Consider the following 16,162-nt stretch of genomic DNA (forward strand, 5'->3'; position numbering starts at 1 on the left):
GGTTCCAGGATGACGGCCTCTCGCAAATCCATCATCTTCGGCGTCTACGCCCCAGAGCTCGAGAGCAATGACGAGCGTATTCTCTCCGTTGCGTCGGGGCCGGGACACGCGCCCGCGGGCTTGCGTCTGGCCTGGTCGGTCTCCCACGAGGGGCGGTTCATCCCATCGCCTCAGCGCGAGGCCTGGCTCCGCGAGGAGGCCGTGCACGCGCGCGACGCAGGCGCGGGCCATCTCGTGACACTCATTGGGTGGGAACGGCCGGCGGCGCTTTCTCCGGGAGGGCGGGCCCAATTCGAAGTCCATGCGAAGTGGCCCTTGGGCGCGGTCGACAGCGCGGCGGCGGAGGAGTTGTTGGAGCGGGTGGCGGAGGGGGTCCGTGCGTACTGGGGGCATGCGACGCCGAACGACATGGTGGCGGGGATGGAGCCGCGAGTCCCTCCTCCGGGGCGGTCCATGCCCGAGCGCTCGGAGGACACCCGCTCCCCTGGCATTCCCTGGCACCTGGGGTGGCTGAACTACTGGTCGGCCGCCGCCGCGCGGTCCCTCGGTTTTCCGGATCCCTCTCGTGACGCGGACCTGCTCTCGCGGGCCAGGCGCACCGCGACAGGCGGGTGGCTGGTGCGGCTCACGGAGATGCCGCTCGACCTGGGTAATCCCACCCACATCGACGCGCTCCTGCGCGGCTACAAGCGATTTCCACGGATGGGCGGAGCGCCCATCGACCGGACCTTCAACGGCGCTTCATGAGCTTGTGTTCTCGCTCGGGTTCGCCGTCACCTCCTTGGTGACGCGCGGGGTCAAGGTGTCTTCGCGGACAACCCTGGTGGCCCTGCGGGGAGGGGGCCTCGTGAAACACCACTCGCTGGCGGTAGGGTATCCACCTGACTGCCTGAAGGGATGGACATGACGACGTGGACGTGGCGGAGGCTCGCCAACCTGGCACTGGGTTTGAGCGTGCTGGGCGCACTCCTCGGGCCGGGGACTCCGGTGCTCGCGGCTGGGCGGAACTGCCAGGACAATCTCATCGCGGTGGCGCTCGCGCCCGGCCTGCACAAGGACCAACAGGTGTTCACGCGCCTGTGTCTGCCCGAGGGCCCGCCGCCCGCCACGGTGCAAGTGCTCGTGCACGGCATCACCTACACCCACCTGTACTGGGACTTCCCGGACCCCACGGGCGGCACCGCGCGCTACTCGTACGTGAACGCGGCGCTGGAGGCGGGCTTCGCCACCCTGGCCATGGATCGCATCGGCGGCGGGGCGAGCTCCCGTCCCCTGGGCGCCCTCGTCACCATCGAGTCCAACGCCTACGTCGTCCACCAGGTGATCCAGGCGCTGCGCGCGGGCGCGGTGCGGGGCCCCACGGGCGCCATCGGCTTCGAGAAGGTGGTGCTCGTCGGCCACTCCTACGGCTCCTTCACCGCCTGGTACGAGGCGACCGACTACCAGGATGTCGATGGCGTCATCCTCAGCGGCGTGAGCCATACCTTCCAGCCCACCGCCCCGTTGAATGTCCTGCTGCCCCTGAGGCCCGCCTTCCTGGATCCGGCCTTCTTCGGCCAGGGCTATGACCCGACGTACCTGACCACCGTGCCCTCCTCGCGCCAGATCACCTTCTATGCGCCGGGCAAGGCGGACCCCGCGGTGATCGCCCTCGACGAGCGGACCAAGAGCACGCTGACGCTCACCGAGTTCTCCCTCTTTCCCCTCGTCCTCGCGCGTCCGCTGGACATCCAGGTCCCGGTGCTGCTCGCCAACGGCTCCAGGGACACGCTCTTCTGCGGCCCCACCCTCACCCCCGGCGGCAACCTCTGCGCGGACGCCCAGACGCTGCTCGCCCTCGAGGCGCCCCGGCTCGGCCCGCGGGTGCCGTGTGCCGAGGCCTGGGTGCTGCCCGGCGCGGGCCATATGCTCAACACCCTCCTGGACGCGCCCCAATGGTTCGCCGTGGCCCAGGAGTGGTCGACACGGCTCGTGGGCACGGGTCCGGGTCCCGCGCCCGGCTGCGCGCGGTGAATCCCCTCTCCTTGAGGAGATGCCGTCCATCGCGCCGTGGATTCGTTCCAGCGCGGCGGGTGCCCCGGGCCGGCCTCTTTTTCAGCAGCCAACCAAGCGGCGAAAGGCCCTTGTTCAACTTGCATTTCAGGGTGGTGGGAGCCCGTTTCCGCGGCTAGTGGTGCTCCCTCCATGTTGAGATCGCATCCCGTGACGTCGAAGGAGCAGCAGCAGGAACCCTCCGGCGACATCTTCGTCGGTGACGGCGAGATGGCCAGGCTGATGCGGGCTCACGACTGGGCCTCCACTTCCCTGGGCGCGCCGGAGAGCTGGCCGAACGCGCTGAAGGTGGCCCTCCGGCTGCTGCTCACCTCGCGGTTCGAGATGTGGCTGGGCTGGGGCCCCGACATCCACTTCTTCTACAACGACGCCTACCGGCCGACGCTGGGGGTCAAGCACCCGAAGTCGCTCGGGGTGCCGACCCGGATCCTGTGGGCCGAGATCTGGGACGACATCAAGGAGCGCCTGCGGACCGTCTACGAGCGGGGAGAGTCGACCTGGGACCGGGCCCTGCTGCTGCTCCTGCACCGCAACGGCTATCCCGAGGAGACCTACCACACCTTCTCCTATAGCCCGTTGATCGGCGACAGCGGCAAGGTGGAAGGGGTGTTCTGCGCTGTCTCGGAAGAGACGGACCGGGTGATCAGCGAGCGGCGCCTGGCGTCGCTGCGCGAGCTGGCCTCCCGGCTCGCTCCGGCCTCGAGCCGGGCCGAGGTGATCGACGCCGTCCGGGAGGGGCTCGGCGGCAATCTGCACGATCTGCCCTTCAGCCTGACCTATCTGTTCGACGAGGAGGGCCGGGGGCAGCTGGCCTGCGCGATCGGGATGGGGCCCGACCATGGCTGCGCGCCCGCGGCCCTGGCCCCGAGCGGCGACATCTGGGACCTGGGTCCCATCTGGGCCGGCGAGGCCAACGTGACGGTGGACCTCCGCGGCCGTGAGGCCCTGCCGAAGGGCGCCTGGGACAGGCCGCCGACCACCGCCGCGGTGGTTGCGCTGATCGGCCAGGGCGGGGAGCGTCCGCGAGGCGCGATGATCGTCGGGCTGAACCCCTACCGCCCGGTGGACGAGAGCTATGTGCCGTTCCTGAAGCTCCTGGTGGGGCAGGTGGCGTCCAGCCTGGCCAGCGCCGAGGCGCACGAAGCCGCGCACCAGAGGGCCGCGGCGCTGGCGGAGGCCGTGGAGCTGCGCCAGAAGGCGGCCGAGGTCCTGCGCCAGGCCAATGAGCAGCTGTCCTCCGAGGTCGAGCTGCGCACCCAGGAGCGCGACCGTTTCCGCACGCTGTTCCAGCAGGCTCCCAGCTTCATGTGCATCCTGTCCGGCCCGAACCACGTGTTCGAGCTGGTCAACGACGCCTACCTGCAGCTGGTCGGCCACCGGGACCTGATCGGCCTTCCGGTGCGCGAGGCCCTGCCGGAGATCAATGGCCAGGGCTTCTTCGAGCTGCTGGACGGGGTCTATACCCAGGGCGAGGCCTTCGTGGGCCGCAACATGCCGGTGATGATCCAGCGCGCGCGCGGCGGTGCGCTGGAGGAGCGTTTCGTCCACCTCGTCTATCAGCCGATCATGGCGCCGGACGGCGAGGTGTCCGGCATCTTCGTCGACGGCTACGACGTCACGCACCAGAAGCGCGCCGAGGAGCAACTGCAGCACCTGAACGAGACGCTCGAGCAGCGGGTCGCGGCTCGCACGGACGAGCTGGCGGACGCGCTCGAGCGCCTGCGGCGGGAGACGGCCGAGCGGCAGAAGATGGAGGCGGCGCTCCGCCAGGCCCAGAAGATCGAGGCCCTCGGCAAGCTCACGGGGGGCGTCGCCCACGACTTCAACAACCTCCTGCAGGTGATCAGCGGAAACCTGCAACTGCTGGCCAAGGACATCGCCGGCAACGCCCGGGCCGAGACCCGCGTGCAGAACGCCATGGCCGGGGTGGCGCGAGGCTCGAAGCTGGCCTCGCAGCTGCTGGCCTTCGGCCGTCGTCAGCCGCTGGAGCCCAAGGTGGTGAACCTGGGCCGCCTGCTGAAGAACATGGACGATCTGCTGCGGCGGGCGCTGGGCGAGGACATCGAGATCGAGGCCGTGGTGTCGGGCGGGCTGTGGAACACCCTGGTCGACCCGAACCAGATCGAGAACGCCATCCTCAACCTGGCGATCAACGCCCGGGACGCCATGCGGGACGGCGGCCGGCTGACGATCGAGGCGGGTAACGCCCTGCTGGACGACGAGTACGCGCGCCAGCACGAGGAGGTGAAGCCCGGTCAATACGTGATGATCGCCGTCACCGACACCGGCACCGGGATCCCGCCGGACATCCTGGAGCGCGTGTTCGAGCCTTTCTTCAGCACCAAGCCGGAAGGGAAGGGGACCGGTCTGGGGCTCTCGATGGTGCACGGACTGGTCAAGCAGTCCGGCGGCCATATCAAGATCTACAGCGAGGTCGGCGAGGGCACGACCATCAAGCTGTACCTGCCGCGCGTCGCCCAGAGCGAGGACGTCCTCACCGACATCAGCAAGGCGCCGGTGCGCGGCGGGACCGAGACCCTCCTGGTGGTCGAGGACGACGACGACGTGCGGGAGACCGCGGTCGGCCTGCTCTCCGAACTTGGCTACCGGGTGCTCAAGGCCCGCGATGCGGCCAGCGCCCTGAGCGTCATCGAGAGCGGAATCCCGATCGATCTCCTGTTCACGGACGTGGTGATGCCCGGCCCGCTGCGCAGCCCGGAACTCGCCCGCAAGGCCAAGGAGCGCCTGCCGCACCTCGGGGTGCTGTTCACCTCGGGCTACACCGAGAACGCCATCGTCCACCACGGGCGGCTGGACCCGGGGGTGGAGCTGCTCTCCAAGCCCTACACGCGCGAGGCCCTGGCCCGGAAGGTGCGGCACGTGCTGGGCAACGAAGCGCAGCATCGGCTGGTCAAGCAACAGCGGACGGAGGCCTCCGCCCCGAGCCCGGCGGCGGAGGACGTGCCACGCCGCCTCACGGTCGTGCTGGTCGAGGACGACGAACTCATCCGTTCGAACACGGCCGAGCACCTGGTGGATCAGGGTCACGTGGTGGTGGAGGCCCAGGATGCCGAGAGAGCGCTCACCGTGCTGCCCACCTGCCAGGCGGACGTGCTCCTGACCGACGTGGGGCTGCCGGGGCGCTCGGGCGCGGAGCTGGCGCGCGAGGCCGTCGCCCGCTGGCCGCAGCTGAAGGTGATCTTCGCCAGCGGCGACGACGCGGGGCGGGCGGAATCGGGCCTGTCGGACGCCGTGGTGCTGCTGAAGCCCTACACCCCCAAGGACCTGGCGGTGGCCCTGAACAAGGCGACAGGCAAACGGACGATGGCGCGCAAGCCTTCCTGAAGCCGCGGAACGTCCAGCGCCGCTCCGGGTACACGTGCGCGCCCCTCGCCCTGCGGATGAGCGAGGGGGTGCAGAAGGTGCGCTTTTCCCAAGTGACCCCGTAGCCCCCGCCGCGTTCCCCCCCCGAAGAACGGAGCGGACCGCGACTCAGTTGTACGTGGCCGTGTACGTGCCCGCCTGCGCGCCGTTGATGAACGCGAAGCCCACGCCCTTGATGGTCTGCGGCACCGTCGTCACCGGCGTGCCGTTGACGCTCACGGACACGAGCGTGCGGCCCGTCGCCGTCCGCGTGGGAACCATGAGCGACAGGTTGCGCGCCGGGGTGGCCACGGTGAAGGAGAGCGCCGTGCCGGTGAAGGCCACGGAGGACACCCGGGTGGCCTCGCGCGCGTCGAGCCAGGCGAGCAACTGCTTCGCGGTGATGACGGACACACCCTCTCGCCGGGCCGAGGCGATGATGGCCGCCGAGCCCGAGGAGCCCGCCGACGGATCCGTGTCCACGTGCATGTTGGCGTTGAACGCGCCGTAGTACCCCTTGGAGCCGAGCGCGTTGGCCAGCAGCGTGTCGATGTGCAGCGGGTACGACTGGCCGGACTCGTCCGTCATCTGCGTGGCCAGTTGGTAGACGTCGATGGGCGTGCCGTCCACGTCCGCGAAGCGCATGGCCATTCCCGAGCCGGTGAACAGGCCCGGGCGGTCCTGCACCCAGTAGTCCGGCCAGTAGTAGTAGTTCGTGTCCAGCCGGATGCCGTGGCGCAGCGACACCTTCGGCTGCGTGGCCCAGTCGCTGAAGGCGATGCAGTGCGTGCGGTTGGTGGTGGGCGCGGAGATGCCCGGGTACGACGCGGCGAAGTTCGCCAGCTGCGGCGTGAAGAAGTTCGGGTCCAGCGTGGCGGCCGTGTAGTCCGCGCAGCCGGTGTTGACGTGGAGGGCGTACTCGAAGCCCTGCGCTTCGTATGCCGCGGCCTGCGTCGCCGTCAGCCCGCCGATGAAGTCATAGACGGTGCCGCGCACGCACTCCCAGTCATTCACGTTGCAGCTCGCGGGGCTGGCGTTGAGGTACTGCTGCCAGCGCTGCACGGTGGCGCCACCCGGGTGCCCGTCACCCGTCATCACCACCACGGCCTTCTTCGCGCTGGGGAAGTACCAGAGACGCGGCAGCGGGACGGCGCTGGTCAGGTGGAGCAGGTTCGCCAGCAGGCGCTGCTGCTCGTCCGCCTGGGGAATCTGCACCTTGCTCATGTCCACCCAGTCCGGCTTCGGGTCGAAGGACGCGTTGCCGTAGAACATGTCGTTGGAGCGCGCTCCCGGGCCGATGTTGGAGCCGTCACGGTTCTGCCCCTGCCACGCCGGGTTGCCCTGGCGCGTGAGGATGACGGACTTCGCCAGGTCGTACGCGAAGGCGATGGCCGTGCCGCTGCCCACTGGACGCAGGCTGACCGCGGCGGAGGACGTGGGCGTGGTGGCGCTCGAGTAGAGCGTGGCGATGGCGCGCGTGCCGGCGGCCAGCGTGTGCAGGTCCGCGGTGCCGTGGTACTGCATCGTCTCCGCGGTGAGGCCCGCGCCCGGCGCCTGGGTCGTGTCGAGCAGGAGGTAGCCCTCCGACAGCGTGCCCGTGGACGGGTTGAGGCCGAGCAGCGCGTCGAGGTTGGCGGAGGGCCGCATGGCGATGAGGCTGCCACCCGCGTTCACCCACTGGGTGACGAGCGTCACCTGGGCGGCGCTCAGCGTCGTCTCGCCGAGGATGAGCACCCGGTAGTCCTCGAGCGACACCGACGTGCCGATGTTGCCCGCGTCGGTGGAGGCGAACGAGGCGATGCCCTCGGCCTCGAGGATCTCCTTCAGATAGTCGGTGAAGTGGTTGGCCGGGTCGGTGGCCAGCAGCACCGGGCCGGAGCCGGTGACACCCGGGCGCGGCGGCGGGCCGTTCGACTCGAAGAGGACGTCCACCCAGTAGTTGGCGTTCTGGTAGCTGCTGGTGGGGAAGCTGGACGCCGCGCCATAGGCATACACGCCGTTGCCGCCGCTGGTGGTGCTGCCCGGCAGCGCGTGCAGGGGCGGCGCGTCCACGCCGTTGGCCAGCCCGCCCAGGTCGGCGGAATAGCCGCCAGCCGGCGCGAAGTACGAGGCCACGTACGTGGTGCCGGCGGTGATGGACACCGGCGAGGCGAACGTCACCTGCTGCCAGCCCGTGGCCGTCTCGCTCGTGAAGGTGGCGCTGGCGAGGAGCTGGCCGGAGGCGCTCCACAAGTTGCCCACGTGGGTGCCGGTGTTGCCCCCGCCCTTGTAGAAGCGGATGCCCTTCACCCGGCCGTCCACGTCCGAGCGGAACTTCACACCCACCTCGGTGGAGGACGTGTCCTGGGCGGTGGGGGTGCCGGGCGTCGCGCTCAAGGGGAAGAGGCTGAAGGTGTTGCCCGGCGGAGGGGGCTCCGGCGGCGGCGCGCCCGTGGCCTGGAACAGGACGTCCACCCAGTAGTTGGAGTCGCGGTAGCTGCCCGTGGGGAAGGTGCCCGAGGGCCCATACGCGTAGACGCCGTTGCCGCCGCTGGTGGGGCCGGCAAGCGCGGACACGGGCGGAGCATTCACGCCGTTGACGAGGCCCGCGTCGTCGAAGGCATAGGCTCCGTTGGGTGCGTGGTAGGAGGCCACGTACGTCGTGTCGGCGGCGATGGGCACCGGGGTGGAGAACGTCACCTGCTGCCAGCCGGTGGCCGTCTCGTTGACGAAGGTGGCCGAGGCGAGCAACTGCCCGGTGGCGCTCCACAGGTGGCCCACGTGGGTGCCGGTGTTGCTCCCGCCCTTGTAGAAGCGCACGCCCACCACGTTGCCCGTCACGGAGGTCCGGAACTTCACGCCCACTTCGACGGGGCGGGAGTCATTGCTCACCGAGGCGGTGACCGGTGTGGCGGTGGACGGCCAGATGCTCACCGGCGCCGCGGGCCGGAAGACCACGTCCACCCAGTAGTTGGAGTTGCGGAAGCTGTCGGTGGGGAAGGTGCCGGAGGGGCCGTACTTGAAGACGCCATTGCCGCCGCTGGTGGTGCTGCCCGGCAGCGCGTGCAGGGGAGGGCTGTCCACACCCGCGATGAGGCCCGAGTCCGTGAAGGCATAGGCCCCGTTGGGCGCGTGGTAGGAGGCCACGTACGTCGTGTCGGCGGCGATGGACACCGGGGTGGAGAACGTCACCTGTTGCCAGCCGGTGGCCGTCTCGTTGACGAAGGTGGCCGAGGCGAGCAGCTGCCCGGTGGCGCTCCACAGGTGGCCCAGGTGGGTGCCGGTGTTGCCGCCGCCCTTGTAGAAGCGGAGGCCGACGATGTCGCCCGCCACGTCGGACTTGAACTTCACGCCCAGCTCCACCGGGGTGGAGTCATTCGTCACCGAGGGCACGGCGGGCGTGCTGTTGGGGGCGAAGAGGGAGAAGGCCGTCTGCGCGTGCGCGCTCCCGGGAGGGAGGGCCAGGAGGGCCAACGCGAGCGCCGTGGTCGCGCACCGGAGCAGGTGCTGGACGGCTCGGGGGAGCCATTGGGGATGTTGTGTCATTGGGACGTTCCTGATGGGGGTGGAGTCGTGCCTCGACGCGGTAGGCAACCGCGCGGCCCCATCTTCCTGACGGGTTGCTTCATCCACAATGACACAATGGGGTGACAAGCCCGGGACTCGCGCGGGTGGGTGACGATGTTCGTCCCTCCGGGCGCTCGCGGCCTGCCCGAGTCCTGGTGCCGCGGCAACACCACCCGGCCTGAGAGCTTCAACCACACGCCTGCCGCCAGCTCCTTCGGGATGAACTCCCGGTTCGTCACGGGCTACCCGTCCACCACGTTTCGTGTATACGTGCCCGTGCCGCGCGCGATGTTGAATGACCCTTCGGTGGAGCCTCTGGATGGAGGAGTTGACTCGATTGCGAGGAGTTGCAGGGACGCCGTCCCCAGGAGCATTCAGCCGTGGATGGTGCGGTGGATTGGCTGAAACGCCATCACAACGCGGTTCTCGCCCAACGAGGACGACATCACCAGTGGTGGCTGCACCACCTGTGCCCTCGGCAACCTGATCGACCCATCGGCGTTCCGGTCTATTCGCGCGGCTATTTCGGTGAGGCCTTCAACCTCGTCACCGCCACGGACTGGGGCGATCTGTCTACCGACTCGTACCGCTGCGGCGTCACCATCCAGTAGCCCGAGTCCGCCCCCGGCCCGCCGCACACCGTGCCGCCGGGCCTGGGGCACCTCGCCCAGGAGCCTGGGATTCTCAACCGTCTGCTCGCCCCCTGCCTATTCAGGAAGTCCGACTATAGTACTAACTCTACAGGTGCAAGCAGTAGGTCCACACTCCGCCAAAGCCTGTACTGCACGACGGGTTATAGGTGGTGCTCGTAGCGTAGTAGCCCGAGGCGCAAGTCGTGCCGCACTGGTAATAGGGGGAGGTGCCACTCGGGAGCGGCTGGCATTCGACCCGGTCGCCGCCAAAGCCCGCACTGCACGCCGGGTTGTAATAGGTGTGCTGCGGATAGTAGCCCGGAGCACAGTTGGTTCCGCACTGTTCATAGGGGTAGGAGCTACTCGGGAGCGAGAGGCAGTAGGTCCGCACTCCACCAAAGCCCGCACTGCACGCCGAGGAGGTGGTGGTGTTCGTCGCGTAGTAGCCCGGGCTACAGACAGTTCCGCACTGGTAATAAGAGCCGCCCGCGAGCGACAGACAGTAAGTCTGCACATTGCCATAGGCGGAACAGGCAGGATTGCTGTTGCTATTCGCGGCATAGTAACCCGAAGGGCACTGGCTACCGCAGGTGTACAAAGCGCCGAGCTCCTGCTCCTGCGTCGCCAGGTCCGCGCTCATTGCGGCCTCCTGGCCGGAGCCTTGCTCCTCAGGCACTCCACAGGCCACCGAAACCATCAGAACCGGGATCACGAATAGAAGCGTCTTCATGGTCACTCCAATTTCTCTCTGGACAACCGTCAGCATGGGCTCATCCATCAAAGATGAGGCGTCCATGCTTTTACTGGAGGCTTCCCAGAGTTGATTAGGAAAATGAGGGGGATTGCAGAAGCTCTCGGTCCAAACCTGACGCCTTATCAAGAAAATTCACACCGGCCTGGAATTGGGCCGGGCTGCTGCGCCAGGGCATAGGAAGGATTGAAGGTCTTCGGCTCCTCCTCCTTCGCGGCAAAGGACGGGCTCTCCTCCTCTGGCCCGCCTATACGCCGAAGGGAGATTGATGCCGTCAACGCAACACGGAGCAATTCGGGTGTGGTCTCGTGAGCAACAGCGATAGCCATTCCACTGCGCCCTCCCGACGGCTGCCGAGGGAAAGTTGCATTCCGCGAGTTCTGGCACGTTGGGTGCACAGGTACGCCCCGGATCCAACACGCGTCGTCCACGTGTGTGTTTTCACCGCATGGATCCAAGTCACGCCCGTTCATCTGGGAGACAAGCATGAGAGAGCGTCTGTATTCCGCCGTGTTGGCCTCGGTGCTGTGCTGGGGCTGTAGTCCTCAAGACCTGGAATCAATTCCCCAGCCGGAGCTTGGCCAGCAGGAGCAGGACATCATTGGGGGTACGGCCGCCGCGGCGGGGCAGTTTCCCTGGCAGACGCGCATGACCGTGAATGGGAGTCACTACTGTGGTGGCTCGCTCATCCACCCCAAATGGGTCCTGACGGCGGGCCACTGCGTCGATGGCATCTCCCCAGGCAGCACGAGGATCATCCTGGGAGATCGTCGTATCAACCTGCCCGAGCCGACCGAGCAGTCTCACACCGTGCGCCGCTTCATCCTCCACCCTGGCTTTCACTATGAGAGCGGTGCGCCAGTGAATGACGTGGCCCTGGTCGAGCTGGACACTCCGGCAACCCTCAATGGAGCCGTCCAGACAATCGCGCTACAGAGCACCACGGCCAACAATGTCTCCCACACAGTGAGCGGATGGGGTTGGACCTCCGCGAATGCCAATCAGGCGTCCAACCTGCTGATGACCGCCACCCTCCCCGTCGTGGGCAATGCGAGCTGTAATGCGGCGCCATTGGCTCGTGATCTGCTGGGAAGCGAGCTGTGCGCTGGCTTCCTCAATGGCGTTCGGGGTGGTTGTCACGGCGATAGCGGAGGCCCGCTCGTCACCCAGGGCAACCCGGTGCAGTTGGTGGGGGTCGTGAGCTGGGGCCGGGGTGGCATTTGCAACACGTACACGGTTTTCTCGCGCGTCTCCTCTTTCGTGTCGTGGATCGACAGCCAGATGAACTGCGTGCCCTGCCCGATGAGTGGGAGCTGGTATGACGGCGCGAATTGCTACGCGGGTACGCCGCCCTCGGGCACGACCCCCTTCGCCCACAACGGCAGCCTCTACTATTCTCCCGTGCGGGTGCCCACCTGCCCGATGAGCGGGAGCGGGTATGATGGCGCGAACTGTTATGTGGGCACGCCGCCCTCGGGCACGACCCCCTTCACCCACAACGGCAACCTCTATTATTCGCCGGTGGCCGGCAATCAGTGTCCGATGAGCGGGAGCTGGTATGACGGCGCGAATTGCTACGCGGGCACGCCGCCCTCGGGCACGACCCCCTTCGCCCACAACGGCAGCCTCTACTACTCTCCCGTGCGCGTGCCCACCTGCCCGATGAGCGGGAGCGGGTATGATGGCGCGAACTGTTATGTGGGCACGCCGCCCTCGGGCACGACCCCCTTCACCCACAACGGCAACCTCTACTATTCACCCGTGTGCCAGCCGTAGCCTTGAGCCTGCCCCAGTTTAGTGGCTCTCCCGCACTTTATGTGCTCGAGGCGCGTGAAACTGAGCCGCTTCTTGCTCTCGAACACATAGCAGCGGTCCTGCTCCCGTGGCGCCTCCGCCCTCGCGGGCGGCTCGGCCTGGCGGGTGGTGGTGGTGCAGCCGACGAGCAGGGCGAGGCCAATGACGAGACGTTTCATGATGAGGAGGTCCCGTGCGGTGCAATCCCAACCGCCGCGACTACCTCGCGACGATCGGAGACACCACCTGGATGATGGCCTGGTCCAGCAGCGTGGCACTCGCGAGGTTCTCCCTGAGGTGTGTGACCGACGACGTGCCTGGGATGAGAAGCACGTTGGGAGACCGGTGCAGGAGCCAGGCCAGCGCAACCTGTATGGGTGTCGCGCCCAGCCGCGCGGCCACGTCGTTCAGCGCGCTCGACTGCAGCGGCGTGTACCCGCCCAGTGGGAAGTACGGCACGTAGGCCGTACCCCTGGCGGCGAGCTGGTCGATCAGGGCGTCGTCACGCCGGTGCCACTGCTGGAACTACCTGGCTCGAAATCCACGTGCGGCGGCCTGTTGCTTCAGCTCCGCGGCCCGAGCCGCATCCTGGGGGACTCCGCTGCCTTTCTCGTAGCTCATGCCGAGGTTGTAGCACCCCTCGGCATGCTGGCCCTCGCAGGCCTTCGCATACATCGCGGCGGCGCGGCTCAAGTCCTGGGGGACCTCGTTGCCCTTCTCATAGTATACGCCGAGTCTGTTGCAACTATCGGCATACCCGTACTCACAGGCCTTCTCGAACAGCGAGACGGCGCTGTACACGCTCTTGGGAACTCCATCGCCCAGCAGGTAGTCTATGGCAAGGCCGTTGCAACTCTTGGCATACCTGCCCTCACAAGCCTTCTCGAACAGCGAGATGGCGCGGCGCTTGTCCTTGGCGACGTCGGCTCCGTACTCGTAGCCAAGAGCGTATTTCGCGCCGAGGGCGTAGCAGCTCTCGGCCAGCCCACGCTCGCAGGCCCTATCATACAACGCGAGGGCGCGGCGCTTGTCTTTGGGGACACCGTTGCCGTTCTCGTAGGCCGAGCCAAGGTTGTAGCACCCCTGGGCATTCCCGCCATCGCAGGCCTTCTCATACAGCGCGGCGGCAAGGCGCTCGTTCTCGGGGACTCCTCTCCCGCGATCGTAGAGCCAGCCAAGATTGGTGCAACCCTGAACCTCTCCACCATCGCACGCCTTCGTATACAACTCGCGAGCGCGGACATCGTCCTGGGGAACTCCGCTGCCTTTCTCGTAGCTCAAACCCAGGTCGTTGCAACCCAGGAACGCCCCGCCCTCACAGGACTCTTGATACAGCGCGGCGGCACGACTCGCGTCCTGGGGGACTCCGCTGCCTTTCTCGTAGCTCACGCCGAGGTTGTAGCACCCCTCGGCATTCCGGCCCTCGCAGGCCTTCTGGAACATCGCGGCGGCGCGACTGGCGCCCAGGGGGCCTTCGAGGCCCCACCGGTAGCGCCTGCCGAGGTCCAGGCACGTCTTTGCATTGCCGCCAGCACAGTCCTCCGTGAGGCGCTCCACCGACGGAGTCTGGTTGACCCGAGGTGCCGAGGCCTGCCGCCCCGTAGCACATGCACCCAGCAACCCGATGAAAACGCAGAGCCCCAAGCTCCGCAGCGCCGCAGTTCCGTGAGATTCACACATGCCAGACAGCTCCTGTGGATGGGCAGGGCGCTCCACGCGCCATGGCCACACGGTGCGAAACCTAGCCCAGAGGTGTCACCCGGCAAAGTGCTGGTGATGCACTCGGTGGCCGACTTCGACACGGGCGATCCCCGCTGGCGGATGCACATGTTCCTCGAGGTCTTCATGGGCTTGGATGAAAGCGTCCCGAAGGAGAAACGCCCGCGCATGAGTGACGCCTTCGAGTCCTTCTGCCTGAGCACCCCTTGTGGGGCTCTCGACCATGTCGTGTCTCCGCGCCCGGCAACCTCTACTGCAAGCGGCGGGAATCGAACCCGCCGCCTCCATCCAACGTTCAGCTGAGCATGCCCAATTTCTTCAAGCGTGACGCCAGGGTGGTGGGCTTGATGCCCAGCAGCTCTGCGGCGCCTCCCTTTCCGAACTGCTTGCCCCCACAGGCCTCCAGCGCCGCACGCAGGTTGTCCCGTTCGAGCTCACGCAACTGGGCCTCGGTGAGGATCCTCCGGGGCTCCGCGGGTTCCTGGGGGGGGACCGGGGCACCTCTCGCGGGCGGCAGGTCGATGTTCAGCTCCTTGCCCCGCGAGGTGATCAACGCCCGCTCGATGACGTTCTGCAACTCGCGAATGTTGCCGGGCCAGTCGTAACCCTGTAGCCGCGCGATGTCGCCCTTGCTCAGCCTCCGCCCCGGCAGTTTCAGCCGAGCGCCAATGCTCTCGATGAAATGCGCCGCCAGCAAGGGAATGTCCGAGCACCGCTCGCGCAGGCTAGGTGAATGGATGGGGAAGACGTTGAGGCGGAAGAACAAATCCTCGCGGAAACGTCTGGCCGCCACTTCGGCGCGCAGGTCGCGATTGGTGGCGGCGATGATGCGCACGTTCACGCTCCGGGTCCGTTCTTCGCCCACCCGCTCGAACTGACCTTCCTGGAGCACCCGCAGCAGCTTGCTCTGCGACTCCAGGGGAAGCTCGCCGATCTCATCGAGGAACAGGGTGCCCCCGTCGGCCAGCTCGAAGCGGCCAATGCGGTCGCGTACCGCTCCGGTGAAGGCGCCGCGCAGGTGTCCGAAGAACTCGCTCTCGAACAGCTCGGCGGGGATCGCCGCGCAGTTCACCCGGATCAACGGATGGTCGCGGCGCTGGCTGGCCTGATGGATGGCCCGGGCGATCAGCTCCTTGCCGGTGCCGGACTCGCCATGAATCAGGACGTTGGCATCGGTGGGACCCACCACGTCGATCTGGCTGATGATCTTCAGGATCGGCGCGCTGCGGCCGACGATGTCGCGGTACTGGTGCTCGGTACTGAGCTCCTCCTCCAGATAGGCGTTCTGCTCCTCCAGCCGCTCCTTGAGTGTCCGCAGCTCGGCGAGGGCCTTCTGGAGTTGCAGTTCGGTGTTGCGCCGCTCGGTGATGTCGCGGAACACCACCACCGCGCCGATGATCCGGTCGTCCGCGATGACCGGGGTACTGGTGAACTCCACCGGAAAGGCCGTGCCGTCGCGGCGCCAGAACACCTCCTGGAGGCCCTCGTGGACCAGGCCGTCCTGGACCGCCTGGTAGATAGGACAAGTCGCGTCGGGATAGGGGCTGCCATCGGCGTGGCTGTGGTGATGGATGCGGTGGACGTTCTTGCCGATCATCTCCTCCACGCTCCAGCCGAACATGCGCGCCGCGGCCGGGTTGACGAACGTGGCCAGGCCCTGGGTGTCGATGCTGTAGATTCCGTCACCCACCGCGCTGAGCAGCAGTTGATTGCCACGCTCGTTTTCCTGGAACAGCTTGAGGACATCGCGCCATTCGATGAGTCCACCGCGCGTGGCCTGTCCAGTCTGTGTTCGGGTCTCGGGGACACGTTCGCGGCGGCGGTCACTCAGGGTCAGCACCAGGTGTGACCGGCCCTTGAAGGGAAGGTGGGTCGCGGAGATCTCCACCGGCAGCTCCTCGCCATCCCCCCGCCGGCAGGTGAAGCGGTCGTTCCAGGCGCTGCCGTGCTCCATGGCGTATTGGGTGAAAGCCATCAGGTCTGATGATGGGGGACCGAAGATTCCCGCCGCCGGCAGGGTCAGCAATTCCTGGCGTGTATAGCCGAGCAGATGGCTGGCGGCGACATTGAGGTCCTCGAAGCGGTCGGCGAGAGGATCGAGCAACACAATGGCCGCGCTGCAATGTTCGAAGGCCATGTGCCGGGCGGAATACGTGAGCAGGGTCACGCCAGAGATGTAATCGGGGTCTTCCATTCGTACACCTACGGGAGTTCGTACGAACCACTACGAAATTTCGTGAAACTACGGCCTTTCGTAGCACCGGGTTCGAGGACGTGAGCCGCCGTCCGGACGTACAAACCCAGT

The 16,162-nt window shown here is 67.3% G+C and carries 11 protein-coding genes; 5 read left to right on the forward strand and 6 right to left on the reverse strand.

Annotated elements, in window-relative coordinates; translation table 11 throughout:
• Positions 1–9 precede the first annotated feature (9 nt).
• The 3 genes from F0U63_RS00815 (at position 10) to F0U63_RS00825 (ending at position 5,397) form a co-directional block, all read left to right on the forward strand.
• On the forward strand, positions 10–747 hold the full coding sequence (locus tag F0U63_RS00815) for a DUF5953 family protein (protein ID WP_395842688.1): 738 nt from the start codon (positions 10–12) through the stop codon (positions 745–747).
• A gap of 156 nt (positions 748–903) precedes the next feature.
• Positions 904–2,013 (forward strand): alpha/beta hydrolase, encoded by a 1,110-nt coding sequence (locus tag F0U63_RS00820; protein WP_395842690.1) that lies wholly within the window; start codon positions 904–906, stop codon positions 2,011–2,013.
• Positions 2,014–2,184: 171 nt separating this feature from the next.
• Positions 2,185–5,397 (forward strand): response regulator, encoded by a 3,213-nt coding sequence (locus F0U63_RS00825; protein ID WP_395842692.1) that lies wholly within the window; start codon positions 2,185–2,187, stop codon positions 5,395–5,397.
• A gap of 147 nt (positions 5,398–5,544) precedes the next feature.
• Here the strand turns inward: F0U63_RS00825 and F0U63_RS00830 are convergent, their stop codons facing one another.
• The gene (locus F0U63_RS00830) at positions 5,545–8,940 is read right to left on the reverse strand and encodes a DUF4082 domain-containing protein (RefSeq protein ID WP_395842694.1); all 3,396 of its coding nucleotides are present in this window, start codon (positions 8,938–8,940) and stop codon (positions 5,545–5,547) included.
• A 401-nt stretch (positions 8,941–9,341) separates the two neighbouring features.
• Between F0U63_RS00830 and F0U63_RS00835 the strand changes: the two genes are divergently transcribed.
• On the forward strand, positions 9,342–9,572 hold the full coding sequence (locus tag F0U63_RS00835) for a hypothetical protein (protein ID WP_395842696.1): 231 nt from the start codon (positions 9,342–9,344) through the stop codon (positions 9,570–9,572).
• A gap of 127 nt (positions 9,573–9,699) precedes the next feature.
• Here F0U63_RS00835 and F0U63_RS00840 read toward each other — a convergent pair whose 3' ends face one another.
• The gene (locus F0U63_RS00840) at positions 9,700–10,107 is read right to left on the reverse strand and encodes a hypothetical protein (protein WP_395842697.1); all 408 of its coding nucleotides are present in this window, start codon (positions 10,105–10,107) and stop codon (positions 9,700–9,702) included.
• A 723-nt stretch (positions 10,108–10,830) separates the two neighbouring features.
• On the opposite strand from F0U63_RS00840, the gene F0U63_RS00845 reads away from it, so the two are divergent.
• The gene (locus F0U63_RS00845) at positions 10,831–12,120 is read left to right on the forward strand and encodes a serine protease (RefSeq protein WP_395842699.1); all 1,290 of its coding nucleotides are present in this window, start codon (positions 10,831–10,833) and stop codon (positions 12,118–12,120) included.
• On the opposite strand, the gene F0U63_RS00850 is transcribed toward F0U63_RS00845, so the two are convergent.
• The 4 genes from F0U63_RS00850 to F0U63_RS00865 all read right to left on the reverse strand — a co-directional run bounded on the left by F0U63_RS00850 (position 12,096) and on the right by F0U63_RS00865 (position 16,051).
• The gene (locus tag F0U63_RS00850; protein WP_395842700.1) at positions 12,096–12,317 is read right to left on the reverse strand and encodes a hypothetical protein; all 222 of its coding nucleotides are present in this window, start codon (positions 12,315–12,317) and stop codon (positions 12,096–12,098) included. The two genes, F0U63_RS00845 and F0U63_RS00850, sit on opposite strands and share 25 nt — an antisense overlap.
• Positions 12,318–12,357: 40 nt before the next feature.
• On the reverse strand, positions 12,358–12,597 hold the full coding sequence (locus F0U63_RS00855) for an aldo/keto reductase (protein WP_395842702.1): 240 nt from the start codon (positions 12,595–12,597) through the stop codon (positions 12,358–12,360).
• A gap of 66 nt (positions 12,598–12,663) precedes the next feature.
• A complete protein-coding gene (locus F0U63_RS00860; RefSeq protein ID WP_395842703.1) occupies positions 12,664–13,581 on the reverse strand; it encodes a tetratricopeptide repeat protein in 918 nt (305 codons plus the stop codon).
• A 571-nt stretch (positions 13,582–14,152) separates the two neighbouring features.
• Complete coding sequence (locus F0U63_RS00865; RefSeq protein WP_395842705.1) at positions 14,153–16,051, reverse strand: sigma 54-interacting transcriptional regulator; 1,899 nt, start codon at positions 16,049–16,051, stop codon at positions 14,153–14,155.
• Positions 16,052–16,162: the final 111 nt, after the last annotated feature.

The organism is Cystobacter fuscus, from assembly GCF_044360685.1.
Classification (GTDB): Bacteria; Myxococcota; Myxococcia; order Myxococcales; family Myxococcaceae; genus Cystobacter; species Cystobacter fuscus_C.